The following is a 24,836-nucleotide window of genomic DNA, read 5'->3' on the forward strand; positions in this document are numbered from 1 at the left end:
ATGGAACATTCAAAGATTGCTGTTTTAGGTGCAGGTAGCTGGGGCACTGCGTTAAGTATAGTATTGTGCAGTAAAGGACATCACGTTAATCTATGGATGAGAAATGAAGAACAATATAAAGAAATGACAAATACGGGTAGAAGCCAAAAATATTTACCCGGTATAGACTTACCTAAGAATCTAAATATGTATTTGGATTTGGAAAAAGCCATGGTCGATTCCGACGCCATATTAATATCCGTCTCCTCTCAAGCTGTGAGAGGAATCCTTAAAAAAATAAAACCCTACTTAAAGGGGCATGAAGTCATCATCAATGCTGCCAAGGGATTAGAAAAGGAAACCCATTTAAGAATTTCGGAAGTTGTGGCAGAAGAATTACCAGAAAATCCATTCGTTGTATTATCTGGCCCTTCCCATGCGGAGGAAGTGTCTAACAATATGCCAACTACAGTTGTTGTAGCTTCAAAAAGTAAAGAAATTGCAGAATTTGTTCAAGATTTATTCATAACATCTACTTTTAGAGTGTACACCAACCCAGATGTTATTGGTGTGGAGCTTGGCGGTTCATTAAAAAATGTCATTGCTTTCGGTGCTGGAATCGTTGATGGATTAGGATACGGTGATAATGCCAAGGCAGCTTTAATCACTAGAGGGATTAGCGAAATTGCAAGACTTGGTAATGTTATGGGGGCGGATATCTCTACCTTTGCAGGACTTTCGGGCATTGGAGATTTAATTGTAACCTGTACTAGCATGCATAGTAGGAATCGAAGGGCTGGAATTCTAATTGGGCAAGGACATACTTTAGAAGAAACCTTAAAGGAGATTGGTATGGTTGTTGAAGGCATAGCTACGACGAAAGTTGCCTATGAGCTGGCGCAGAAGTATGGGATTGAAATGCCAATTACACAGGAGATATATGATGTTATTTATAATGGTGGTAGCGCTAAGAATGCAGTACATAATTTAATGACCAGAAATCGTACCCATGAGATTGAAGAGGTCGTAAGTAATTCAAATTTAAAATGGTAGCCTATAGAAAGAGGAAGGATTGATTTAGAATCCTTCCTTTTTCTATAGGCTAAGGTTCTTTTTGGGGCAATTTTCTTCATTGAATGCCATCCATATAAAATAATCAAGGAATAAAGTGAAGGCAAAAGTCATATTATTAGTATCCAAGCATATATTTATAATGTTAAAGCTAAGAGCAGTTATTTTATTCATATAATGAGGAGGGAAGGTATGGAAAGATACGATATTTACAGGGATATTGCGAAACGTACCCAGGGAGATATCTATATAGGCGTAGTAGGTCCTGTTCGAACAGGAAAATCCACTTTGATAAAACGTATTATGGACTTATTGGTATTACCAAATATAGAAAATGCCTATAAGAAAGAAAGAGCAAAGGATGAACTCCCACAGAGTGGAACAGGAAAAACAATCACTACAACGGAACCTAAATTCGTACCAAATGAGGCGGTAGAGCTTACCTTAAAGGATAATGCAAGCTTTAGGTTGAGAATGATTGATTGTGTTGGGTATTTGGTTAAGGGAGCGATTGGTCATCAAGAAGAAGGGAAATCTAGGATGGTCAATACACCTTGGTTCGAAAAGCAAATCCCATTCGAAGAAGCAGCAGAAATTGGAACGAAAAAAGTAATTCAAGAACATTCCACCATAGGACTGGTTGTGACTACAGATGGAACGGTTACGGATATTGAACGTGAAAGCTATATTGAGGCAGAAGAAAGAGTAATTAAAGAATTGAAAGAAATCAACAAGCCTTTTATCATGATCTTAAATACTCAAAATACGGATAGTCCAGCTACAAGGGAACTAAAGGATCAATTGGAAGCAAAGCATAACGTTCCTGTAGTCATTAAAAACTGTGCCAAACTCACAATGAATGATATTCATGAGATCTTAGAAAATGTGTTGTTTGAATTCCCAGTGACAGAGATCAATATCAATTTACCAGGATGGTTGGAGAGTATAGAATCAAGCCATTGGTTAAAAAATTCAATACTAACTGCTATAAAGTCTTCTGCTGCAAATGTCAAAAGACTTAGGGACATTCAACTATTAGTCAATGGATTGAATGAAGTAGAGAATGTAAAAAAAGCAAATTTAGATGGTATTAAAATGGGGGAAGGGTCTGCACTCATAGATCTTACTACGCCTGAAAATTTATTCTATACAGTGATACAGGAAAAAACGGGATATGAAATTGATGGGGATTATCAGCTCATCGGAATGATTACAGAACTTGCAAAAGCGAAGAGGGAATATGACCGAATAGAGAGAGCTCTCAATGATGTAATGACGATTGGATATGGATTGGTTCCTCCTTCCTTAGATGAACTCACACTGGAAGAGCCAGAGATGTTCCGACATGGCAACCAATTTGGTGTAAAACTTAGAGCAAATGCACCTTCTCTTCATTTTATTCGTGCGGATATTACAACCGAGGTATCGCCTGTCGTTGGCACAGAGAAACAGAGTGAGGAATTAATCAAATATTTATTAGAAGAGTTTGAGCAAAACCCTGAGAAAATTTGGGAAACCAATATGTTTGGAAAATCATTGCACGATTTGGTGAAGGAACAATTACAGAATAAATTATTCATGGTTCCCGATGATACGAGAGTGAAGCTTCAAAAAACCATTCAGAAGATCGTCAATGATGGAAGCGGAGGGTTAATCGCGATCATTCTATAAAAAAGGCTGCTATAGAAGCTTCATAACGAAAACTTTTTGAAGCTCATTTATGGTAAAGTTCTTCTTTGGAAAGAGATTGTAGGTAGATCCGATTCGTTATAAGAAAAGTTTTTGAAAAATTGTAATTTATACTTTACAACAAACGTGCGTTCGGTTATAATTACATTAAGAACATACGTTTGACGGGAGGATTATCCATGAAATCAATAGTATTTATAGGAACTGTAAAAGAACTAAGAGAGTATCTGACAAAATGGAAGAATCATAATCATTAATAGATAGAAACAAAATGCCTTTAGATGATAATTATCTAAGGGCATTTTCTATATAATCATGAAAATTTACATATATTTCAAAAAAATTTGTAATTCCCTTAAAGTATTGATATAATACTATTTCAATGATAAATATTAATGCATGTGTATATGAAAGCCAAGACATAAGGCTCAAATATACAAGGGAAGGATATTCTATGAAAGATTATAAATACATGGTAGAAAACTACAAAGTATTAGGCAATACATTTAATGAAGAGGATGAGCCGATGAAAGCCTTAAAATTTTACATGAAGGCGTATCATTGTAGGGGAGGAAACGAAGACATCGATTTGCTTTTGGAAATTGCACTTTTACAGGATGAACTTAATAATGAAGAAGCTGCCAAAGAGTTTTATACAAAGATTTTGGAAATAGATGGTAATGAAGCAAGGGGACATTATGGTTTGGGAACCATCTATGATAATCAGGGGGATTTTTCCAAGGCCATTGAATATTATAAAAAAGCCATCGAATTAGATCCTTATTATGAAGAAGCCTATTTTTTCCTTGCCAATGCATACGATGAAATAGGGGATAAGGATCGGGCAATAGAGTACTATCAAAAGACAATTGAAATAAATCCTCTTGAATTTTGGGCTTATGTGAATCTAGGATCCATCTATGAAGAATTGGACAGAAATAAAGAATCCTTGGCTATGATGGAGAAGGCATTGGACATTGAACCAACCAATTTTAAAGCGTTGTTTAATATGGGTGTCATACTAAATAAACAGGGAGAAAAGCTAGAAGCGATTCAATATTATGAAGCGGCCATAGAAGAGAATCCCAATTTTCCCAATAGCTTTTTGAACTTAGGAATTATTTATAAAGAGATGGGAAGATATGCAGAATCCATAGAGCTACTAACAAAGGGAATTGAATATAATAAAGAGACTTCCGTACTCTACTATAATCGAGCCTGCCTTTATGCCCATCACTTTGGAAATATAGAGATGGCTCTGAAGGACTTAGCTATTGCAACGGACTTTAGCCCAGACCTCTTAGAATATATGGTTCAGGATGATGAACTGGACTCTTTAAAGCAGACGGAGGAATATCACACATTGATCAAAAATAATACAAAAACAGACTAAATTTTACGGTTGAACCATGAAGATATAAAATGCGTAAAAGGAACGAATCGTGGTATAATTGAAATAGGAAGAAAATTTCCATTCCACGGATAAAAAGGATTCGACAAAAAGAACCATCGATGTGTATTGGAATCATAAAATGTTGAAAAATCACTATTTCCAAGGCAATAGACGAAAATACCCTGAAAGAGGTGAGGTCCAATGTTAAAAAAGATTATTAAAAATATAGAACTATTAATTCAGAAAGTAATTGTTAGTACCAAACGTTTTCCAGAAACAATTTTAATGGCCCTGTGTACCGCTGTGGTTTTAATCTATAGAAATCATTTAGATTATAGCAGTACAGATCTCAGAGAAAACCTAATGCGTATTGCTATGGTATTTGCCATCGGTATTCCGCTGACATTATGTATGAAAGTGTTTTTTGAAAGGAAGGATACCCTTAATAAAGCAGTAAAAATAGGGATATACTTAGGTGTAGCCTTAAGTTTAGTATTATACTATTTATTTCTTCTGAAGCAGCTGAATGAGCTGTCTGTTTTAAGATATGTTGCGTATAGCATTGCCTTATATCTAATATTCTCATGGATACCCTATGTTTTTAAAAGAGAAAACTATGATTTTTATGTAGTAACGCTTTTTAATCGATTCGTTACCACTTATTTATATTCCGGCATATTGTTTCTGGGCCTTGTGGCAATCATAGCGACTGTCGATTTGTTATTCTCCGTGAATATTTCGGGTAACATATACTTCGATATTTGGATCATCGTTGCAGGTGTTTTCGCACCAGCATTCTTCTTGGCAGATATTCCTGAAAGTAGACAGGAATTAGATGTCAAACAATATGCAAAGGTTCTAAAAGTACTTTTATTATATATTATAATGCCTTTAATTGTAGCATATTCAACGATCTTATACGCTTATTTTATAAAGATCATCATTACAAGACAGTGGCCCGATGGAATCCTTGCAAATCTTGTACTTTGGTTTTCTATCATCAGTACAATTGTATTGTTTTTTATTAGTCCACTGCGTAACTCTAGCAAATGGGTTGAAAAGTTCATGGCGATTTTCCCAATAGCACTCATCCCCTTATTGACAATGATGTTTATATCGATAGGAATTCGTGTAAGTGCATACGGGATTACAGTGAATCGATATCTCGTACTGGCTGCCGCATTATGGGTAACGGGCTGTATGATTTATAGTATATGGGACAAGGGCAGGAGAAATATCGTTTTTACCATTTCATTAGTTTTCATATCCATCGTGTCTGTCACTGGCCCATTCAGCAGTTTCTCTATTTCAAAGTGGAGTCAAAATAATAGATTGGAAAAAATATTAAATGCGAACCATATGATTTCAGCAGACGATACCATTATTCCTTCGCCAGATATACCTAAGGTAGATAAGGAAGAAATCAGTTCGATTTTACGCTACTTCAATAATAAGGCGTGGCTAGAAGATTTAAAATATGTACCGGATAATTTTGAAATCAATCAAACAAAATCAGTATTTGGATTTGAACTCGAAGGAAATTATTGGAATGGATATGACAACAAATATTTCAATTATACTTTGCTGAGGGATGGTAAGGTATTGGATATCAGAGGATTTGATTACTTTGCCGATTTTACCAGCTACTCTTCCACAAAAATAGAGGACACAAATAATGAAATGATCATATACTATTCTGACCAAGGAAGAACCGTAACAATAAAGAAAAACAACGAAACGATCTATAGCGGTAATGTGGATGATATTGTAATCAACCTTCATAAGAAAATTAGTGAAGCCAATCAAGATAAACAGGAAGTTAGCTTACAGGAAATGACCTATGAAGAAAAAACACAATCTCTAGAGATTGTATATGTGTTTAATCATATTTCGGGCTCAGAATCTATAGATGGAGAAGTAACGGTCTATACACCGATGTTCTATATATTGATAAAGATGCAATAGTCAGGAAGTGATGAATTTATGATGGATATGTTGATATCTACAATGATGGTTTTATTTATCGTAGCCAGTATGGGGTATATATTTACGATTTTAAAGGAAAAGCTATATTTAAATAATAATATGATTATTTTAGATCATAAGGGATTGAATCAAGAGGATCTGAAAAATTTAGATATTAAGCATTTTATGCTGGGCGGTATTGAATTAATGGCTGGCGATGAGGTTAAAATAATGCTTGAAGATGAAAATAAACTCATCGGAACCATTATTGGAGCGAATAAATCCAACAACATCATTGCAATTATTACAAAGGATCGTGATGTTGCTCGATTGAATATCCAGTCTATAAAGAAACTGAAGGTTATCAGTCGATATGGAAAGTTTTTCACTAAATTTTAGTAGGCAGATAGTAGGATGTATCATACCATTGAAGTAAATATATTCCATACGAACCTAGAACGTGAGTTCTAGGTTCGTATGGTTCAGTGGAAAGGATTTTTCTATTTTATAAGGATGGAAAAATCCTATTCCATTGGACTGTTTCAAAAAAAGCTTCCATATAATGCTCCTTTAGAAGCTTTTTTATAAAATATCTATTGATATTTGAAGGATTTTTTAAGAAAATGAAGAATTATAATATCAATATTGATGGTAGGTGATTTTTTGAATCAGACAAAGAGGAAGAAAAGAACTCAGAAAAGAAAACGCAGAAAAAAAATACCATATATTATTGTTCTCGTTATTTTAGTATATTTCATTTCTAGAATGCCATCACTTTTAATGGCATCTTCCAATAGCACATATCCAGTTCAATACGGTAAGATTGAGAAAAACTTTGAAGTTACAGGATATGTGGTGCGGGAGGAGAAAGTCTTTACAAGTTTGGGCAGTGGAGAGATAAAATATTTTGTTGATGAGGGTAAAAAGGTTTCCAAGGGTGAAAAATTAGCTGAAGTTTACATTAATGAATCTGATGAAGGGACAAGAAAAGATTTGGCTACGATTAATTTAAGGTTAGAAAACATCAAAGAAAGCCAAAATAGTAAAGGTGTTTTCCAAGGAGATATAGAAAAAATTAAAAATCAGATACAAAGATTAATTTTATCCATTCAGCAGGACATTAAGGATCAGAGATATGATAGAATAGATGCTATGAGAAGTGAATTAGAGGATCTATTGAATAAACAGAGTATTATTGCAGGGGAAAAAAGTTTTTCTGGAAAAAATTTAAGTGAATTAGAGGAGCAAAAAACACGGTTAGAAGAAAAAGTAAACGCTTCTGTTCAAGTGATCTATAGTGATTCTCCTGGCTTTATAGCCTTAGGAAGCGATGGGCTAGAGGAATTATTGAATTACAAAACTATAACCGATATTAATAGTGATCAATTGAAGATGATAGAGGATTCAAAGATGGAGCATGCCTCTATGGAAGCAAAAGAGGGAGCACCAATTATTAGAATTGTAAAAAATTATAAATGGAGTCTAATCGTATCTCTCAGTAAAGAACAGTCTGCTGGCATGGAAAAAGGGAATGCATTGAGAATAAGGCCTGTGGGACAAAACAAAGAATTGAGAGCGTTCATCCGTGAAGTGATAGCCGAGGAAGACAACAATATCATCGTCTTCGACTTGGATGAATTTGTAGATAATATTTATAATATTAGAAAGTTAACCGTAGATATTATTAGAAATAAATATGAAGGAACTATGATTGCCAATTCATCGATCGTAGAAAAAGATGGAATAAAGGGTGTATATACGGTAGATGTTACTGGAACAGTTCAATTTAAACCGATTAAAATAAAGACTTCCAATCTCGAATATGCCATCGTCCATGATGGATACTTTGAAAAAAAATCGGACAAGGATGCTGAAAAAACAGAGAAAGTTGCAACCATCAATCTATACGATGAAGTGGTAACGAAGGGTTCTAAAGTTAAAGAAGGTCAAAGAATTAGGTAATTAGGAGTGATGAGATTGTCATTAGAAAAAAATATTGAATTTGTTCAGGAAAGAATAAAGATTGCTGCCCAGAAAGGGCATAGAAATTTAGAAGAGATTCAGCTCATTGCTGTAACTAAAACAGTAGATATCGATGTGATAAAACAAGCCATAGAACTTGGGATTACTCATGTTGGAGAAAATAAGGTTCAAGAACTGGTAAGAAAGTATGATATTATAGGCCCCGTTGTAAAATGGCATCTGATTGGACATCTCCAGCGTAATAAAGTGAAATATATTATTGATAAGGTGGATCTGATACATTCTTTAGACTCCTATAGATTAGCAGAAGAAATTGATAGTAGAGCAAAAGAAATTGGTCGAACTATTGAATGCTTGCTTCAGGTCAATGTATCTGGCGAGGAAACGAAATATGGTGTAGATAAAGAAGGGGCAAAGAGTCTTATTCGAGAAGTAGCGGCACTTGGCAACATTAAAGTACTGGGGCTGATGACAATGGCGCCTTATGTAGAGAACCAAGAAGAGGCCAGACAATATTTTAAGGCCCTCAAGGATTTATCCATAGAAATATCTGCGATGGATTTAGAAAATGTACATATGAAATATTTATCCATGGGAATGTCCAATGATTTTGAGATTGCCATAGAAGAGGGTGCAAACTTAGTAAGAGTGGGCAGTTTAATATTTGGAGAAAGAGATTATTCTAAAAAATAAAGCAATAAATGATGAAGGAGGTCAATTATGTCTGGCAAGATAATCGATAAAGTAAAAGTATTTATGGGGTTTGATGTTTTTGAGGATGAAGAAGTAGAAGAGGAAGAAACTGTAGAAATAGAGGATGAATTGGTTCCCGTAATGAACAGCAAAAGAAATAAGGTCGTAAATATCCATACAACGACTCAAATGAAGGTTGTTCTTTACGAGCCTACCAATTTTGAAGAGGCACCGAATATCGTTGATAATTTAAAGAACAGAAAGCCTGTTATTATCAATTTAGAGAATATAGAACCGGACTTGGCTAAAAAATTCTTTGATTTTTTAAATGGGGCCATCTATGCTCTGGATGGTAATATACAAAAAGTATCTTCTGGAATTTTTATTTTAGCGCCAAATAATGTCGATATATCTGGGAATATTAAAGAAGAACTAAAAAATAAAGGTGTATTTCCTTGGCAAAAATAAGATAGGATGTAGGAACTTGTTAATCTGAAAGAAGGGAGGGGTTGAACGATTGTTTACCCCAAATGTTATAGCACTTGCTTTGTATTATTTAGTTAGAGTAATCAATATTTTAATTTTGATTCGGATTATTTTGCCATGGATTAATCCGAACCCATATAACCCTGTGGTTCAGTTTATTTATAGTGTGACAGAACCGATTTTGGCACCTGCAAGACAATTGATCAACACTGTATTTGGATATAAGGGATTCTTAGATTTTTCTCCGATACTAGCCATGTTTGTAATTCAAACAGTTTATAGTATCATTCTAAGATTGCTATAGTTGAAGAGGTGTGCGTATTGAACAACAAAGAAAGATTGGTGGATCATATCCAAGATCTTGGACTGAAAAATACCATGCTCAAGATCTTGGACAGAGTAGAAGCTGTATCAAAAAAACATGAAATTAAGACGACGGACTTTTTAAATCCACAAGAAATTGTTATGGCTTGTGAAATCCTCCATACTGTAAGAGATATTCAATATGTGGTTTCTGGCGGGTATGATGAAGCTGAAAGAAAATTGATTACCATTTTTCCTGAATATTTAGAAGGTTATGGTGTGGAGATACCCATCGCTGTATTTGAAATCAAAGGTACTTCTCAGTTTGAAAAATTAAATCATCGTGATTATCTAGGCGCGATCCTAGGCTTAGGTTTAAAAAGAGAGAAAATAGGAGATATTATAGTACATAATGAAATAAGCCAAGTAATCGTACATGAGAGTCTTAAAGACTATATTTTCTATAATTTAAATAAGGTTGGAAATGTTTCTGTCAAAATAAAGGAATTAGAGATCAGTGATATTATCCCACCAAAGATTGAATATAAAGAGATCCGAGGTAATGTATCCTCCCTTAGGCTGGACGCTATTTTGAGTCTAGCGTATAAGATTTCCCGAAGCGAAGCACAGGAGCTGATATCGAAGGAACGCGTCAGTGTTAATTGGAAAAACACGACAAAATCGGCACAGGATGTGACGGAAGGGAATATAATTTCTGTTAAGGGAAAAGGAAGAGTAAAAATCGCTGCCATAGAAGGAAAAACAAAGTCCGATAGAATTGTTGTAAGTGTACATAAGTTTGTTTAAATAGCGTGGAGGTGTGAATAGAGATGATAACTCCTTTAGAAATACAGAATAAAGAGTTTAAAAAAGGCATTCGCGGATATAAAGAAGATGAGGTGGATGAATTTTTAGATCAGGTCATGATTGATTATGAGAAGCTTTATAAAGAAAATATAGAGCTGAAAGAAAAAATTGAAACTGCTCATCATCAGATGGCAAAATACAAAGATATAGAAGAGACACTGAAAAACACCTTAATTGTTGCACAAAATGCAGCAGAAGATTTAAGAGCAAATTCTCATAAAAAATCGGAGTTAATTATAGAAGAAGCCGAGATGAAAGGAAAAGAGATCATTGCTAGAGCACACAGAGAAGTAGAAGAAATCAGAAATGAATTTGAAGATACAAAAAAGCAAATGCAGAGCTTCAAAACTAGATTTAAGACTTTGCTACAATCCCAGCTGGATTCTTTTGTAAAGGAATATGATGAACTATCTGAAGATAATGAAGATAGCCAAACGGCTTGACTATTACTTTAATACTGTATATAATACAACTAAAAAAGTATTGTTATAAAGCCGCATGAGATGGATGCGGCTTTATTAATTTAGAGGCGATTAGGAGGATTTTCTATGAATAGAATCGGAATCATAGGTGCAATGGACGAGGAAATTGATGTTTTTAAAGAGGAGATGGAAATAAAGGAAGTTAAATCAATCGCGAATATTGATTTTTACATAGGGAATATCTATGGGAAATCCGTAGTACTTGTAAGATGTGGTATAGGAAAGGTAAATGCAGCAATCTGCACGCAAATCCTCATCAGTGAATTGAATGTAGATTTGGTGATCAACACAGGGGTAGCAGGTGCCATCAATGATGAACTAGATGTAATGGATATCGTTGTTTCAACAGATGTACTTCAGCACGATTTTGATGTTACAGGTTTTGGCTATCAATTGGGAGAAATCCCTAGAATGGACACATTCATTTTTCCAGCGGATGCTCATTTGGTTGAAAAAACAGTGTCAGCATCAGAACGTGTATTAAAAAATAATAAGGTAATCAAAGGAAGAGTTGTTTCTGGCGATATATTTGTAAGCGATATGAAGTTAAAAGAAAATTTACTCAAGAACTTTAGTGCAGATTGCACAGAGATGGAAGGTGCTGCCATAGGACATACATGCTATGTTAACAACATCCCTTTTGTTGTGATTAGAGCCATGTCAGACAAGGCGGACGGGTCAGCAGGTACCAATTATAACGAATTTGTACAGGAAGCCATAGCGAACTCTAAAGAAATCGTAAAAATAATGTTAAAGCAAATTTAAGAAGGAATGGCATATGAATTTAAATTTAATAGGAAAAAAAAATCATGAAGAAAATAAAATAATCCAAATAGGAAATCTGAAGATCGGTAGCGGAAAAGCTATTGTGATCGCAGGACCATGTTCCATAGAAAATGAGCAACAGATTGATGCTGCGGCCAATATCGTCAAAAAATTAGGTGGTCATATCCTAAGAGGTGGTGCATTTAAGCCTAGAACTTCTCCGTATTCATTCCAAGGTTTAGGAGAAGAAGGCTTAAGATTATTGAAAGAAGCTGGAGAGAAATATGGATTGCCAGTGGTTTCTGAAGTAATGGACACACGAGATGTGGAAATGGTAAGTAAATACGTAGATATCTTGCAAATTGGGTCCAGGAACATGCAAAACTTTAGCCTTTTAAAAGAGGTGGGGAGAACCCAAAAACCGATTTTATTAAAACGAGGGATGACAGCCACCATAGAAGATTGGTTAATGGCAGCCGAATATATTGCGTATGAAGGCAACGAAGATATTATTCTTTGTGAACGTGGTGTTCGAACATTTGAAACATATACTAGAAACACTTTAGATCTAGCCGCTGTACCCATTATAAAAAATCTATCGAAGCTTCCAATTATAGTAGATCCAAGCCACGGTACGGGTCGAAAGGAATTGATACGACCTATGACAAAAGCCTCTTTGGCAGCGGGCGCAGATGGTGTTATGATAGAAATTCATCCAAATCCATGTGAAGCTTTATCCGATGGAGAGCAATCATTAAATTTTGAAGAGTTTCATATACTGATGAAAGAAATCAATCATTAAACTCTATTGAATACAAACTAATAAAAACCAATCTATAGGGCAAAATAAATTTATGGAGGGAACTATGTCTAAAGATAGAGATAATCTAGTTGAAGAAATAGCTAAAGAAATTACGAATATGAGCCATGTAGAGCGATTGTCACGAAAGATGGACAATATGAGAATCGCTGAATATACAGAAATGATAACCAACCCTAAAAGAATTATTTGGATGAATTTCATTGCTGGATTGGCTAGAGGATTGGGCATGGGCATTGGTTTTACTATTTTAGCTGGAATTGTGATCTATTTACTACAAAGTTGGGTTAAGCTTCCATTTATCGGTAAGGTAATAGCAGATTTATTAGATATCATTGACGCCTATAGATAGGAGGATTGTATTGGAGAAAAAGAAACTGGAATATTTTAGAGGGAAGTTGCTAAAAGAAAAAAAGCAAGTGATGAAAACCATCGAGTTGATGAAGAGCCATTATCCTACAGATGCATCAATGAAGGAATATACAGAGGAATTGTCGAGCTATGATAATCATCCTGCGGATTTGGGCTCAGAAATGTTTATGATGGAAATGCAGAATAATCTTGAAAATCACGAAAAAAATAGACTGCTGGAAATAGACGATGCGGTTCAAAAGATCAATGAAGGAACTTATGGCAATTGTCAAATTTGTGGAAATAAAATTCTAGAAGAAAGACTAGAAATTATGCCGGCATCCATTACTTGTATCGATTGTGCAGAAAAAGAAATTGAAAGCTATAAGCTCAGCACAGATCGATCCGTAGAAGAAGAAATTTTGTCCCCTGCTTTTGAACGAAATAACAAAGATGGTGAGGATTATACAGGCTTTGATGGAGAGGATGCATACCAAGCTGTAGAAGAATTCAATAAGATTTCGAATGATCCGTCCTTTGCTACTGGAGATCAGCTAGGGATATTTGACGATTATAGCATCGGATCTGTCGAGGCGATTGAGAATATCTCAGAAGAATATTACAAATCCCAATTGCCATACACGGGAAATAAGAATAACATTGAAAGTTTACAAGATGAAAGTGATATTTAGAAAAAAGATACATTTTGTATCTTTTTTCTTTTGATAATGGTATAATCATAAATTGAAGGAAATGATCGGAAGGAGAAAGGAATAATGAGCTATATCATAATAATTGCAGTAGTTTTATTCGATCAATTAAGCAAAGTGTTGACTTTAAAATATCTTGCTCCAATAAAAGATATTCCTATTATCAAGAATGTATTTCATTTAACCTATGTAGAGAACCGTGGTGCTGCGTTCGGGATGCTACAAAATCAAAAAGTATTTTTTGTCGTCACAACGATTATAATTTTAGGTGCTATATATTTTTACGTTCGTAATAACAAGCCCAATCGTTTCCTGACCATCAGCCTCAGTTTAATTGTTGGTGGTGCCCTTGGTAATTTTATCGATCGAATTCGATTAGGCTTTGTCGTCGACTACTTTAATTTTACACTGATTAATTTTCCAGTCTTCAACATAGCCGACTCCGCTGTGGTAATTGGTGCTTTTTTAGTCAGTATCTATATTATAAAATATGATCTATAAGACAATCATTGGTAGTAAAAGGAGAGATATTTCTTGGAACAAGAGAGATTAAGAGTACTAGAAGAAGATGTGGACAATCGATTAGATCTATACATATCAGAACAATATGAGGAGCTAAGCCGTAGCTATATCCAGAAGCTGATCAAAGATCACCATATCAAGGTGAATGGTAAGATAGAGAAAGCCAAATATATGATTAAACTGGGCGATGAGATCGAAATTAACCTGCCACAGGTTGAAGAAGTAACCATAGAGCCTGAGAATATTCCACTGACCATTGTATATGAAGATGAAGATGTCATTGTAGTGGATAAGCCACAGGGAATGGTGGTGCATCCTGCACCTGGCAACTATTCGGGTACATTAGTGAATGCGCTTCTTTTTCATTGTAAAAACCAGCTTTCCGATGTAAATGGTCCCATGCGTCCGGGAATTGTTCATCGGATCGACAAAGATACCTCTGGACTGCTAGTGGTTGCGAAAAACAATGCTGCCCACGAAATATTAGCGGAACAATTTAGAGCCCATACCAATACACGAAAATACCATGCGATTGTGGTTGGCAATATCAGAGAAAAAGAGGCGGCAGTAGATGCACCTATTGGACGTCACCCTGTGGACCGATTAAAGAGAGCCGTTATGAATGATGGAAAGCATGCTGTTACCCATTTTAAGGTGTTGGAAGTCTTTAGGGACTTTACCTATATTGAAGCGAAATTGGAGACTGGAAGAACTCATCAAATTAGAGTTCATCTATCCTATATTGGGAATCCTCTGGTTGGCGATCCTTTATATGGTGCTAAAAGTTCAAAATTCAACTTAAAAGGTCAGATTCTTCATGCTAAAGTGTTCGGTTTTATCCACCCAAAAACAAAGGAATACATGGAATTTACATCGGACCTACCAGAATATTTTAATAAAGTATTAAGGGTATTGAGAAACAATTATTCTAGAGAATAATATTTTAGGAGGTACTGTGATGGAGAAGCAAGTTCAGATTTTAGATGAGAGTGGAATTAATCGTGCCCTTACGAGAATTGCCCATGAAATTCTAGAAAAGAACAAGGGCAGTAAAGATGTAATTTTAGTAGGAATCAAAACGAGAGGCGTTCCCTTAGCCAATCGATTGGCAGAAAAAATAAAAACCATAGAAGGCAGTGAAGTAGCCGTCGGTATATTAGACATTACTCTGTATAGAGATGACTTAACAAAAGAGCAGTTAGACCCAGTGGTACATGGCTCTGACGTTAAAGTTGACATCAATGAAAAAACTGTGATCTTAGTGGATGATGTGCTATACACTGGAAGAACCACGAGAGCGGCTTTGGATGCTTTGGTAGATATCGGGAGACCTAAAGTCATTCAACTGGCGGTGCTGGTAGACCGAGGTCATAGAGAACTGCCCATCAGAGCAGATTACGTAGGAAAAAATGTTCCCACATCAAAAGAGGAGATTATCAAAGTACAGATTAAAGAGATTGACGGTAATAATAGCGTATTATTGAAATAGACTGCCCATAGGCAGTCTATTTTATTAAGCATCAATTTTACGGATATCTGCAATAGATCGTTCATCACCATCGACCAATACTGTAGAATAATCAACGTAATTTACCATCCCTGGCTTAGCGCCACTTTGTTTTTTTACATTCTTTCTTGCCGTATAATCAACGGCAACCTTGGAAGAATCCTTTGCCTTACTATAGTATGCAGCTAAGGTTGCTGCTTCTAAAATAGATTGTTCCGTAGGAGAATTCTCACCCTTTTTTAATATGACGTGGGAACCGGGCAGATCTTTAATATGGAACCAAAGATCTTCTTTAGCGGATACCTTAAAGGTAATTTCATCATTTTGTTTGTTGTTTTTACCCACCAAGATCTCCAAACCTTCAGAAGACATATATTTTAGATAATTGGATTTTTTATTTTGATTAGAGCTAGCGCCCTTTTTCACCGCTCTCTTTTTTATAAAACCAGTTTCTTCAAGTTCTGCACGAATTTCTTCGATATCGGAAAGGTGCGTGCATTGATCGATGCTCACAAGAATTTGTTCCAGATAATGAATTTCTTCTTGTGTTTTTTCTATCTGATGGTTTACTTGAATCAATGCGGTTTTACCTTTGCTATAAAGCTTAAAGTATCGTTGGGCATTTTGTGCAGGACTGAGGCGTTTATCTAAAGAAATAGTAATGGAACTGCAATTTTCATCATAATAATTAATCAATTCCACTTCTTCTTCTCCCTTTGGTACCTGATAAATATTTGCCGTAATCAAATCTCCATAAAGCTTATATTTTTCTGACTCATGGGCATTGTCTAGGTCCTTATTTAAATTATTCAATTTGTTATACAATCGATCCAGCTTTAGAGAAACACTTTTACGAAGATCAACAGTTCTTTGTTTCATTCTCTCCTTGGAGGCTCTCTGAAGATAAAAGCCTTCCAGTAATTCATTCACCGATTCGAAAGAATTTCGTGTATAGTACCGGAGATGGGAAATTTCTATAGCGTTAAAATCGATGTACTTGCCAGAGGCTTCATCTAAATAAACCGATGGGCTAAAATTATGGTTTTTAATTTGGTTCATTAAGTATAAAAAGGAACTATAAATTGATTTTAAATTATCTTCACTTAAATTCGTCAATAGGATATCTTCATCTATTGAAGAGACAAAGCAGATCTCTCTAGAAATCAGTGGGGATATACCATGAAAGCTTGTATATAAAGCCTTGTACAGGGAAGTTCTTTGATCTTTTTCCTTCAATATGGATAAAAAGTCTTCCATAGAAATTCCTTGAGGATCAAATTTATCCTGTGAAGGTGGCATAGCATATTGTAATCCAGGTAAAATCTGTCGGTATCGACTGACATCGAAAGGTACCCGTTTAATGCTATCGATGATTTTATTTGTTTCAGAATCTACAAGAATGATATTGCTGTGTTTTCCCATAATCTCGATCATAAGTTCTTTGGATTTTAAAATATTCAGTTCATCTAAGGATTCGATGATAATTTTAACGATCCGCTCAAATTGAGGTTGTACAATATCCACGATTCTTCCACCCATCAGATGTTTTCTGAGCACCATGCAGAAATTTGGCGGTGAGGAAGGGTTCTCTTTATTTGAGGTTGTAAAATGGATCTTAGGGTAATTACTGTCGGCAGACAATAAAATTTTATGATTTTTACCATTGCTTCTTACTGTTAAAATGATTTCGTCCGTCTCCGGTTGATAAACTTTATCTATTCGACCATTGCATAATTCTGATTTTAATTCATGGGTTAATGCAGCCACTACAAATCCGTCTAAAGCCATATGAGCATTACCTCCTATTTAGTTTGTAACCATCATAGCATAATTTAATCAATAAAACTAGAAATACATGAATTGTATAAATGTCCCAACACCAATCTGTAATAAAAACAAAAAACAATTGTATTTGGAGAACTTATTTAACTATAGAATGCTCAAAATAAGAAAAAAGATAAATATTAATAAAACGTAATAAAATAAAGGTAATTTAAAATAAATATGGAATCAATATATATTCCATGAAGGGGTGTAGTTAATGGATGTTCAATTTAAAAAGATGCAGGGAACTGGGAACGACTTCATCGTAGTAAAATATGATGACTTTCCATTTGAAGAAAAACTGAGTCAGCTGGCTGAAAAAATTTGTGACAGACATTTTGGTATCGGTGCCGACGGACTTCTCATCGTGAATCCCTCCTCTATTGCAGATATTAGAATGGATTATTACAATAGTGATGGATCCATAGCAGCCATGTGCGGCAATGGGATTCGATGCTTTTCAAAATTTGTATTTGATGAGGGCTTCCTAAGGACAAAACAGTTTTCTGTAGAAACCTTGGATGGGATCAAAGAGATTGCTATAATAGAGGAAAAGGGAACGGTAAAATCTGTAGAAGTAAACATGGGTCAGGTTACTTATGATACTGAAAAGATTCCCGTAGTATCAGAGGACGGATATTTTATCAATAAGAAAATTACAGTGGGCGGACAGGATTTTATCATCACTGCGGTATCCATGGGTGTACCCCATGTCATTATCTTTACTGAAAAACTAGATTTAGAACAAATCAAGTTTTTCGGTCCGCTTATAGAAAAACATGCTATATTTCCAAAGAAAACAAATGTAAATTTTGTTCATCGAATCGATAAGGATAATATAGCAGTTAGAACATGGGAAAGGGGAGCGGGATATACACTTGCATGCGGTACTGGATCTACCAGTGCTGTAGCGGTAGCGAATAAGCTAGGTCTTGTAAATAACAATGTTAATGTAGAGGTTGAAGGTGGAAATATAAAAATTAAAATTAAAGAATCCGGCAATCTATTCATGGAAGGACCCGCCGAAAATATTTGCTCTGGAAGGTTTTTCTTTAATTAATGGAAAATCATTCTTGTAATTATGAATATATAAATATAAAATAGTAAGCGAGAAACATCAAACGAGAGGATGAGTAGGTTATGATAAAAAGCATGACAGGCTTTGGCAGAGGTGATTCTCAAGTTTTGGACAAATCTTTTCAGGTAGAGCTGAAATCTGTAAATCATCGATATATGGATGTAAGTATAAAAATGCCTAAAAAATTTACATACTTAGAGGAAAACATCCGAAAAGTTATTAAATCCCACATACAGAGGGGGCGCATTGAGGTTTATATCACTTATGAAAATATTGGGGAAAGTGATACCAGTATTTCTGTGGATATGCCCTTAGCAAAGGAATATTTAAAAGCATTTATGAAATTAGAGGAAGAATTATCTATAGAAAATGATGTAACAACATCCATGATTGCTCGATTTCCAGATGTCATCAGAATAGAGAAAAAAGAGGATAATGAAGACGAAATATGGAAATCTTTAGAGGAGGCCCTCAATGGTGCTTTAAAGCAATTAGTAGCAATGCGGGCAGAGGAAGGAAATAAACTAGAGTTAGATCTATTAAAAAGACTCAATAAGACAAAGGATTTCCTAGCTAAAGTAAAAGAACGAAGCCCAATGATCATTCAAGAGTACCGACAGAAGTTAAACGATCGAATTAAAGAAATGCTCAACGAAGAATTTTCACTAGATGATAGCCGTATTGCTACAGAGGTCGCTCTATTTGCAGATAGAAGTAATATTACAGAAGAAATCGTTCGATTATACAGTCACATCGATCAGTTTAAAAATACTTTGGAGGAAGATGATTCTGTTGGAAGAAAGCTAGATTTTTTGCTTCAGGAGATGAATCGTGAAGCCAATACCATCGGATCTAAAGCGAATGATTTAATTTTGGCAAATTTAGTGATTAATATAAAGAGTGAAATTGAAAAAATGAGGGAGCAAATTCAAAATATTGAGTAAAGGGGGAAATAAGATGGGGATCAAATTGATTAATATAGGGTTTGGCAATATTGTTTCTGCAAATAGAATTGTAGCCATCGTGAGTCCAGAATCAGCGCCAATTAAAAGAGTAATCCAAGAAGCAAGGGAAAGAGGCGTGCTGATAGATGCAACCTATGGTAGAAGGACTAGAGCCGTAATCGTAACCGACAGTGACCATATTATTCTTTCTGCAGTTCAGCCTGAAACTGTTGCACACAGACTAAACTCTAAAGATAATTCTAAAGAAATAGAATCGGTTGTTGACGGAGAATAATACTACGAAGATAGGAAGAGGAGAAGTATATGAGTAGCAAAGGATTATTAATTGTTGTATCTGGTCCATCCGGTGCTGGGAAAGGAACAATCTGTAAGGAGTTATTGAATCAGAACCCTCAAATCAAGGTTTCCATTTCTGCTACCACAAGACAACCTAGAAATGGAGAAATTAAAGGTATTAATTACTTCTTTATAGATAAAAATAAATTTGAACTGATGATAAAAAATGATGATTTTCTGGAATATGCTACGGTGTACGATAATTATTACGGAACACCAAAAGAATATGTTATGAAGAACCTAGAAGATGGCAATGATGTATTGTTAGAGATCGATATTGTCGGAGCTCTTCAGATCAAAGATCGATTTAAAGATGCCGTGTTTATTTTCATCCTCCCACCATCCTTAGAGGAATTAAAAAACAGAATCGTGGGCAGAGGTACAGAGAGTCTAGCTGATATTGAAAAGCGTCACGGGTCTGCTATTTCAGAAATCGAGCAGTTTATCAAATACGACTATGCTGTTATCAATGAAGATGTATTGAAGGCTGTAGGTGATATCGAGGCCATCATTAGGGCCGAAAAATGTAGAGTTTTAAGAAGAACCGAGGAAATACAATCAAAATTTTAATAGGAGATGATCAAATGTTATACCCACCAATTAATGAACTATTAGATAAAGTCGATAGCAGATATACATTAGTAGTAGCTGCTGCAAAAAGGGCAAGACAATTAATCGACGGAGCTGTGCCAAAGATTGAGATGCCTTATTCTAAAAAGCCAGTATCAATTGCTACCCAAGAAATATACGAATCCTACGTGCTTTATACAAGTGGAGAAGATGAAACTGATATTGAGTAAGAAGGTGAATTTATGTTAAAGAACTTCAATGTTGTTCTTGGTGTTACTGGCGGAATTGCAGCCTACAAAGCATGTGATATTGTCAGCAGACTAAAAAAATTAAATGCCAATGTGGATGTTATTATGACGAAGTCTGCAACAGAAATGGTACATCCCAATACATTTCAAGCGTTAAGTCAGAATCCAGTAATAACGGATATCTTCAGTACCCCTAGGTACTGGGATATCGAACATATTTCGTTAGCACAAAAGGCGGATATTTTGCTAGTGGCGCCTGCTACAGCCAATATCATCGGCAAAGTGGCCAATGGAATTGCCGATGATATGTTATCCACAACCATTATGGCATCTACGGCAAAGATCATTTTTGCCCCAGCGATGAATACCAAAATGTATGAAAATCCCATATTACAGCAGAATATTCAAAAGCTAGCCGCGCTAGGCTATGGATTTATTGAACCAGGCTCTGGCCGTCTAGCATGTGGTGATATTGGCAAAGGCAAATTAGCCGATGTGGATGATATCATAGATTTTATTTTGGAAGTTACCAAGCATAAACCCAATAGAGATTTAGAAGGTAAAAAGATTCTGGTGACTGCTGGACCGACGAAGGAATCCATCGATCCTGTCCGGTTCATAACGAACCATTCCACAGGGAAAATGGGATATTCTATTGTAGAAGCTGCTAGAGATAGAGGTGCAGAAGTAACCCTCGTCAGTGGGCCGACAAATATCTGTCCACCAGCTGGTGTTGAGGTCATAAAAGTAGAAACGACCTTGGACATGTATGAAGCCGTAATGAACAGCTATGCTGATAAAGATATAATTATTAAATCCGCAGCCGTTGCAGATTATCGTCCAGAAACAGTATCTAAAAGTAAAATAAAGAAGAGCGAGGGAAATTTAACGCTGACTCTCGTTCGGAATCCAGATATCTTACGTACCCTGGGAGAGTTGAAAGGAGATCGTATTTTAGTAGGATTTGCTGCTGAAAGTGACCATGTCCTTGAGAATGCAAAGGCAAAAATTGTTAAGAAGAATTTAGATTTCATTGTTGCAAATGATATTACGGAAGATGGCGCTGGGTTTGGTGTAGACACCAACATTGTTCATCTCATCGATAAAAATGGAGAAATCGAGAAGATTGATCAATCAACGAAGCTTGAAATTGCCCATCGAATTCTAGATAAGGTAAAGAAATTTGAAAAATAGAACAATATGAAAGGGCTATCTAGTCCTTTTGTATTTTATGGACCTATCGTATACTTTTATGAATTTTATTGCAAGGAGGTGGGGGTTTGGGGCAAGATATGCAAATAGCACAGGTAATCGTGAATAACAATAGTTACCAAACGGATAAATTATTTGATTACGAAATTCCCACTGATTTATTTCGAAAAGTAAAACGAGGAATCCGAGTCATGGTTCCTTTTGGCAATGGCAATAAAAGATTAGAAGCCTATGTTCTCAATGTTATAGAGAGCAACAGTAGGAATTCGAAGCTAAAAAAAGTTCTAGCGGTCATCGATGAAGAACCGATTTTATCGGAGGATCAATTGAGACTGGTGTTTTGGATGCGCAATCAATATTTATGTAAGTATATTGAAGCCATTCATTGCTTTATACCTAAAAGTATGGTCAATAAAGAGCGAAAGAAAATTACATTATTGGATCATTCTTGGGAAGAAGTCCTTCCATCGAGCCAGAAGAAGCTGAGAAATATCATTACTACGCTACAGGCTTTAGGGGGTAGTGCATATTTAGATCTACTGATGCAGCATATCGATTATAAAGAGATCAACGAATCGATTAAAGTACTCTTAGAAAAGAACATCATTGATATCAAGTACGAGTTGAATAGCAAAATCAATATCAAAACAGAACAATACGTTCGCATCAAGATAGAAGAAGAACAATGGCAGCCCATTATAAGCTCCTTGAAAAGAGCAAAGAAACAAAAGATATTATTGGAAATGCTAAAGGAAGTCAAAGAAATCAGTGTAAAGGAACTATTAGAACGATCCAATACCAGTAGATCATCCTTGAATAGCCTACAGGAAAAAGGGTATATAGAATATATTGATGTTGAGATTAGCAGAAATCCATTTGGTGATAAAAAGTTCGATCCATTTTATAAATTCGAACCCAATGAAGAGCAGAAAAAGGCCATTGATCAAATTAGTGCTTCCATAAAAAATGAAAGTAGTGAAACATATTTAATTCATGGTGTTACAGGGAGCGGAAAGACGGAGATTTATCTACAATTGATCGAAAAGGTACTGAAGAAGGGGAAACAGGCTATTGTTTTAGTCCCTGAAATATCCCTTACCCCGCAGACTGTTTCGCGGTTTATGGGAAGGTTTGGAGAAAGAATCGCTGTCCTGCACAGCAATCTATCCGATGGTGAAAGGTACGATGAATGGCGACGGATTTTACGACAGGAGGTAGATATTGTAATTGGCGCAAGATCTGCGATTTTTGCTCCTTTTAAAAATCTCGGTATGATTGTGATCGACGAGGAACATGAACATACTTATAAATCAGAACAGACTCCGCGATACAATGCCATCCATATTGCTGAATATCGAAGTCATCTGGAAAATTCTGTATTGGTGCTAGGCTCGGCGACGCCGTCCTTAGAGAGCTATCATAGAGCCATTGAGGGCGATTTTACCTTAATTACATTGAAGAATAGAGCCATGAAATCCAACCTTCCTACAGTGGAAGTCATTAATATGGCGGAAGAATTTCACCATGGAAATACCAGTATTTTTAGTACGGAGCTATTAAAAGCAATGGCAGACACCCTTAGCAATCATCATCAAACCATTTTATTTTTAAATCGAAGAGGACACTCCAGTGTTTTATCCTGCAAGGCTTGCGGATATACAGTAAAATGTCAGTATTGTGATATCACAATGACATTCCACAGTGCTGAAAAGCGACTAAAATGTCACTATTGTGGCAATGTAAAAAATATCGTAAAATCATGTCCAGAATGCCATAGTGAAGAAATCAAATATGCTGGAATTGGGACGCAGCAGATTGAAGATTTGGTCAAGGTAAATTTTCCCAAGGCTAAGGTTCAGAGAATGGATATGGATACCACCAGCCGCAAGGGAGCCCATGAAAAGATACTGGAAAGCTTTAAACATCAAGAGATTGATATTCTCATAGGAACTCAGATGATATCCAAAGGTTTGGATTTTCCCAACGTTACTCTGGTGGGTATCATTTCTGCAGATACTACCTTAAATTTGCCGGACTTCAGGGCGGCTGAAAAAACCTTTCAATTGGTCACACAGGTGGCGGGAAGAGCAGGAAGAGGGTTAGAGGAAGGGAAAGTGATTCTTCAAACCTATGAACCAAATCATTACAGTATTGTAGCATCCACTCATCATGATTATGAAAGCTTCGTTAAAGATGAGTTGATGATTCGAAAAGAATTTCATTATCCACCCTTCGCCAATTTACTTCTATTGAATTTTTCGGGAAAAAATGAAAAGCAAGTCTATGCCATAGCAAATTCAGTAGCAACTAATATGAAGTATATCTTGTATTCGGAAGGGTTTAAAGAGTTAGATGCCATTCTGTTGGGCCCAAACCCCAGCATGATCAGCAAAATAAAAGAAAGCTATCGGTATCAAATTTTGTTGAAGGATATAGGGATTCCTTTTTCCCTATTAAAAAAGGCAGTAAAATATTTATTGATAGATAATAGGAGCAAGTACATTCCCCAGGGTATTACTTGTACCATTGATATAAATCCGCTCAGTATAATTTAATCAGGAGGTTAGACCCATGGCAATTAGAAATATTCGTAAAGAAGAGGATCCAGTTTTAAGAAAGATTTCAAAACCAGTTGATACCATTGACGATAAAATCATTACACTTTTAGATGATATGATAGAAACAATGTACGATGCCGATGGTGTAGGACTTGCCGCTCCTCAAGTAGGCATTTTAAAGAGAGTCATTGTTATTGATATCGGTGAAGGTGTAATTGAATTGATTAACCCAGAAATTATAGCAGAGGACGGCGTTCAATGTGACAATGAGGGCTGCTTGAGCTTGCCAGGGATCACAGAAGAAGTGGCAAGACCCAGAACAGTTAAAGTGAAGGGATTCGATCGATTTGGAAATGAAATGATCGTTGAGGGAGAAGAACTCCTGGCAAGAGCACTTTGTCATGAGATTGATCATCTCAATGGAATACTATTTATAGATAGAGCAGAAAAGAAATAGAG

The 24,836-nt window shown here is 35.7% G+C and carries 27 protein-coding genes; 26 read left to right on the forward strand and 1 reads right to left on the reverse strand.

The genetic code is table 11. The annotated features are described in order from the left end of the window. The 18 genes from CLOS_RS07225 (at nt 1) to pyrR (ending at nt 15,568) form a co-directional block, all read left to right on the forward strand. Nucleotides 1-1,032, forward strand: a complete 1,032-nt coding sequence (locus tag CLOS_RS07225; RefSeq protein WP_012159257.1) for an NAD(P)H-dependent glycerol-3-phosphate dehydrogenase — start codon at nt 1-3, stop codon at nt 1,030-1,032. 210 nt (nt 1,033-1,242) lie between these two features. Continuing rightward, on the forward strand, nt 1,243-2,721 hold the full coding sequence (gene spoIVA, locus CLOS_RS07230; protein WP_012159258.1) for a stage IV sporulation protein A: 1,479 nt from the start codon (nt 1,243-1,245) through the stop codon (nt 2,719-2,721). A 472-nt stretch (nt 2,722-3,193) separates the two neighbouring features. Beyond that, nucleotides 3,194-4,132: a tetratricopeptide repeat protein gene (locus CLOS_RS07235; RefSeq protein WP_012159259.1), complete on the forward strand. Its 939-nt coding sequence runs from the start codon at nt 3,194-3,196 to the stop codon at nt 4,130-4,132. A 201-nt stretch (nt 4,133-4,333) separates the two neighbouring features. Beyond that, complete coding sequence (locus tag CLOS_RS07240) at nt 4,334-6,097, forward strand: DUF4153 domain-containing protein (RefSeq protein ID WP_012159260.1); 1,764 nt, start codon at nt 4,334-4,336, stop codon at nt 6,095-6,097. Between the two features lie 18 nt (nt 6,098-6,115). Beyond that, nucleotides 6,116-6,496: a hypothetical protein gene (locus tag CLOS_RS07245; protein ID WP_012159261.1), complete on the forward strand. Its 381-nt coding sequence runs from the start codon at nt 6,116-6,118 to the stop codon at nt 6,494-6,496. Nucleotides 6,497-6,760: 264 nt separating this feature from the next. Further along, complete coding sequence (locus CLOS_RS07250; protein ID WP_012159262.1) at nt 6,761-8,059, forward strand: HlyD family efflux transporter periplasmic adaptor subunit; 1,299 nt, start codon at nt 6,761-6,763, stop codon at nt 8,057-8,059. A gap of 9 nt (nt 8,060-8,068) precedes the next feature. Then, a complete protein-coding gene (locus CLOS_RS07255; RefSeq protein WP_012159263.1) occupies nt 8,069-8,773 on the forward strand; it encodes a YggS family pyridoxal phosphate-dependent enzyme in 705 nt (234 codons plus the stop codon). 27 nt (nt 8,774-8,800) lie between these two features. Continuing rightward, complete coding sequence (locus tag CLOS_RS07260) at nt 8,801-9,241, forward strand: cell division protein SepF (RefSeq protein ID WP_012159264.1); 441 nt, start codon at nt 8,801-8,803, stop codon at nt 9,239-9,241. Nucleotides 9,242-9,290: 49 nt separating this feature from the next. After that, nucleotides 9,291-9,563, forward strand: coding sequence for a YggT family protein (locus CLOS_RS07265; RefSeq protein ID WP_012159265.1), 273 nt, complete (start codon nt 9,291-9,293; stop codon nt 9,561-9,563). Between the two features lie 8 nt (nt 9,564-9,571). Next, nucleotides 9,572-10,369, forward strand: coding sequence for a YlmH family RNA-binding protein (locus CLOS_RS07270; protein ID WP_408626279.1), 798 nt, complete (start codon nt 9,572-9,574; stop codon nt 10,367-10,369). A gap of 23 nt (nt 10,370-10,392) precedes the next feature. Continuing rightward, the gene (locus CLOS_RS07275) at nt 10,393-10,872 is read left to right on the forward strand and encodes a DivIVA domain-containing protein (RefSeq protein WP_012159267.1); all 480 of its coding nucleotides are present in this window, start codon (nt 10,393-10,395) and stop codon (nt 10,870-10,872) included. A gap of 105 nt (nt 10,873-10,977) precedes the next feature. Further along, nucleotides 10,978-11,676, forward strand: a complete 699-nt coding sequence (locus CLOS_RS07280; protein ID WP_012159268.1) for a 5'-methylthioadenosine/adenosylhomocysteine nucleosidase — start codon at nt 10,978-10,980, stop codon at nt 11,674-11,676. 13 nt (nt 11,677-11,689) lie between these two features. Next, entirely contained in the window at nt 11,690-12,478 is a 789-nt protein-coding gene (aroF, locus tag CLOS_RS07285; protein ID WP_012159269.1) for a 3-deoxy-7-phosphoheptulonate synthase, read from the forward strand. A gap of 64 nt (nt 12,479-12,542) precedes the next feature. Further along, nucleotides 12,543-12,848: a DUF5665 domain-containing protein gene (locus CLOS_RS07290; protein WP_041719110.1), complete on the forward strand. Its 306-nt coding sequence runs from the start codon at nt 12,543-12,545 to the stop codon at nt 12,846-12,848. A gap of 10 nt (nt 12,849-12,858) precedes the next feature. Further along, nucleotides 12,859-13,539, forward strand: coding sequence for a TraR/DksA C4-type zinc finger protein (locus CLOS_RS07295; protein WP_012159271.1), 681 nt, complete (start codon nt 12,859-12,861; stop codon nt 13,537-13,539). 84 nt (nt 13,540-13,623) lie between these two features. After that, on the forward strand, nt 13,624-14,058 hold the full coding sequence (lspA, locus tag CLOS_RS07300; protein WP_012159272.1) for a signal peptidase II: 435 nt from the start codon (nt 13,624-13,626) through the stop codon (nt 14,056-14,058). 33 nt (nt 14,059-14,091) lie between these two features. Then, nucleotides 14,092-15,018: an RluA family pseudouridine synthase gene (locus tag CLOS_RS07305; protein ID WP_012159273.1), complete on the forward strand. Its 927-nt coding sequence runs from the start codon at nt 14,092-14,094 to the stop codon at nt 15,016-15,018. A gap of 19 nt (nt 15,019-15,037) precedes the next feature. Further along, nucleotides 15,038-15,568, forward strand: coding sequence for a bifunctional pyr operon transcriptional regulator/uracil phosphoribosyltransferase PyrR (gene pyrR / locus CLOS_RS07310; RefSeq protein ID WP_012159274.1), 531 nt, complete (start codon nt 15,038-15,040; stop codon nt 15,566-15,568). A 24-nt stretch (nt 15,569-15,592) separates the two neighbouring features. Here pyrR and CLOS_RS07315 read toward each other — a convergent pair whose 3' ends face one another. Next, the gene (locus CLOS_RS07315) at nt 15,593-17,374 is read right to left on the reverse strand and encodes an Rqc2 family fibronectin-binding protein (protein ID WP_012159275.1); all 1,782 of its coding nucleotides are present in this window, start codon (nt 17,372-17,374) and stop codon (nt 15,593-15,595) included. Between the two features lie 253 nt (nt 17,375-17,627). On the opposite strand from CLOS_RS07315, the gene dapF reads away from it, so the two are divergent. The 8 genes from dapF (at nt 17,628) to def (ending at nt 24,834) form a co-directional block, all read left to right on the forward strand. After that, the gene (dapF, locus tag CLOS_RS07320) at nt 17,628-18,470 is read left to right on the forward strand and encodes a diaminopimelate epimerase (protein WP_012159276.1); all 843 of its coding nucleotides are present in this window, start codon (nt 17,628-17,630) and stop codon (nt 18,468-18,470) included. Nucleotides 18,471-18,550: 80 nt separating this feature from the next. Then, on the forward strand, nt 18,551-19,432 hold the full coding sequence (locus CLOS_RS07325; RefSeq protein ID WP_012159277.1) for a YicC/YloC family endoribonuclease: 882 nt from the start codon (nt 18,551-18,553) through the stop codon (nt 19,430-19,432). 13 nt (nt 19,433-19,445) lie between these two features. After that, on the forward strand, nt 19,446-19,727 hold the full coding sequence (remA, locus tag CLOS_RS07330; protein ID WP_012159278.1) for an extracellular matrix/biofilm regulator RemA: 282 nt from the start codon (nt 19,446-19,448) through the stop codon (nt 19,725-19,727). Between the two features lie 29 nt (nt 19,728-19,756). Further along, complete coding sequence (gmk, locus tag CLOS_RS07335) at nt 19,757-20,359, forward strand: guanylate kinase (RefSeq protein WP_012159279.1); 603 nt, start codon at nt 19,757-19,759, stop codon at nt 20,357-20,359. A 14-nt stretch (nt 20,360-20,373) separates the two neighbouring features. Beyond that, nucleotides 20,374-20,589: a DNA-directed RNA polymerase subunit omega gene (rpoZ, locus tag CLOS_RS07340; protein ID WP_012159280.1), complete on the forward strand. Its 216-nt coding sequence runs from the start codon at nt 20,374-20,376 to the stop codon at nt 20,587-20,589. Nucleotides 20,590-20,601: 12 nt separating this feature from the next. Then, on the forward strand, nt 20,602-21,801 hold the full coding sequence (gene coaBC / locus CLOS_RS07345) for a bifunctional phosphopantothenoylcysteine decarboxylase/phosphopantothenate--cysteine ligase CoaBC (RefSeq protein WP_012159281.1): 1,200 nt from the start codon (nt 20,602-20,604) through the stop codon (nt 21,799-21,801). Between the two features lie 86 nt (nt 21,802-21,887). After that, entirely contained in the window at nt 21,888-24,374 is a 2,487-nt protein-coding gene (gene priA / locus CLOS_RS07350; protein ID WP_156774424.1) for a primosomal protein N', read from the forward strand. A gap of 16 nt (nt 24,375-24,390) precedes the next feature. Continuing rightward, complete coding sequence (gene def / locus CLOS_RS07355; protein WP_012159283.1) at nt 24,391-24,834, forward strand: peptide deformylase; 444 nt, start codon at nt 24,391-24,393, stop codon at nt 24,832-24,834. Nucleotides 24,835-24,836: the final 2 nt, after the last annotated feature.

Source organism: Alkaliphilus oremlandii OhILAs, from assembly GCF_000018325.1.
GTDB classification, from domain to species: domain Bacteria; phylum Bacillota; class Clostridia; order Peptostreptococcales; family Natronincolaceae; genus Alkaliphilus_B; species Alkaliphilus_B oremlandii.

Bases quoted from the DNA above. Each gene is read 5' to 3' on its own strand.
- CLOS_RS07225 (WP_012159257.1), top strand. From the start codon at position 1: ATGGAACATTCAAAGATTGCTGTTTTAGGTGCAGGTAGCTGGGGCACT.
- spoIVA (WP_012159258.1), top strand. From the start codon at position 1,243: ATGGAAAGATACGATATTTACAGGGATATTGCGAAACGTACCCAGGGA.
- CLOS_RS07235 (WP_012159259.1), top strand. From the start codon at position 3,194: ATGAAAGATTATAAATACATGGTAGAAAACTACAAAGTATTAGGCAAT.
- CLOS_RS07240 (WP_012159260.1), top strand. From the start codon at position 4,334: ATGTTAAAAAAGATTATTAAAAATATAGAACTATTAATTCAGAAAGTA.
- CLOS_RS07245 (WP_012159261.1), top strand. From the start codon at position 6,116: ATGATGGATATGTTGATATCTACAATGATGGTTTTATTTATCGTAGCC.
- CLOS_RS07255 (WP_012159263.1), top strand. From the start codon at position 8,069: ATGAGATTGTCATTAGAAAAAAATATTGAATTTGTTCAGGAAAGAATA.
- CLOS_RS07260 (WP_012159264.1), top strand. From the start codon at position 8,801: ATGTCTGGCAAGATAATCGATAAAGTAAAAGTATTTATGGGGTTTGAT.
- CLOS_RS07275 (WP_012159267.1), top strand. From the start codon at position 10,393: ATGATAACTCCTTTAGAAATACAGAATAAAGAGTTTAAAAAAGGCATT.
- CLOS_RS07280 (WP_012159268.1), top strand. From the start codon at position 10,978: ATGAATAGAATCGGAATCATAGGTGCAATGGACGAGGAAATTGATGTT.
- aroF (WP_012159269.1), top strand. From the start codon at position 11,690: ATGAATTTAAATTTAATAGGAAAAAAAAATCATGAAGAAAATAAAATA.
- CLOS_RS07290 (WP_041719110.1), top strand. From the start codon at position 12,543: ATGTCTAAAGATAGAGATAATCTAGTTGAAGAAATAGCTAAAGAAATT.
- lspA (WP_012159272.1), top strand. From the start codon at position 13,624: ATGAGCTATATCATAATAATTGCAGTAGTTTTATTCGATCAATTAAGC.
- pyrR (WP_012159274.1), top strand. From the start codon at position 15,038: ATGGAGAAGCAAGTTCAGATTTTAGATGAGAGTGGAATTAATCGTGCC.
- CLOS_RS07315 (WP_012159275.1), bottom strand. From the start codon at position 17,374: ATGGCTTTAGACGGATTTGTAGTGGCTGCATTAACCCATGAATTAAAA.
- dapF (WP_012159276.1), top strand. From the start codon at position 17,628: ATGGATGTTCAATTTAAAAAGATGCAGGGAACTGGGAACGACTTCATC.
- CLOS_RS07325 (WP_012159277.1), top strand. From the start codon at position 18,551: ATGATAAAAAGCATGACAGGCTTTGGCAGAGGTGATTCTCAAGTTTTG.
- remA (WP_012159278.1), top strand. From the start codon at position 19,446: ATGGGGATCAAATTGATTAATATAGGGTTTGGCAATATTGTTTCTGCA.
- gmk (WP_012159279.1), top strand. From the start codon at position 19,757: ATGAGTAGCAAAGGATTATTAATTGTTGTATCTGGTCCATCCGGTGCT.
- rpoZ (WP_012159280.1), top strand. From the start codon at position 20,374: ATGTTATACCCACCAATTAATGAACTATTAGATAAAGTCGATAGCAGA.
- coaBC (WP_012159281.1), top strand. From the start codon at position 20,602: ATGTTAAAGAACTTCAATGTTGTTCTTGGTGTTACTGGCGGAATTGCA.
- def (WP_012159283.1), top strand. From the start codon at position 24,391: ATGGCAATTAGAAATATTCGTAAAGAAGAGGATCCAGTTTTAAGAAAG.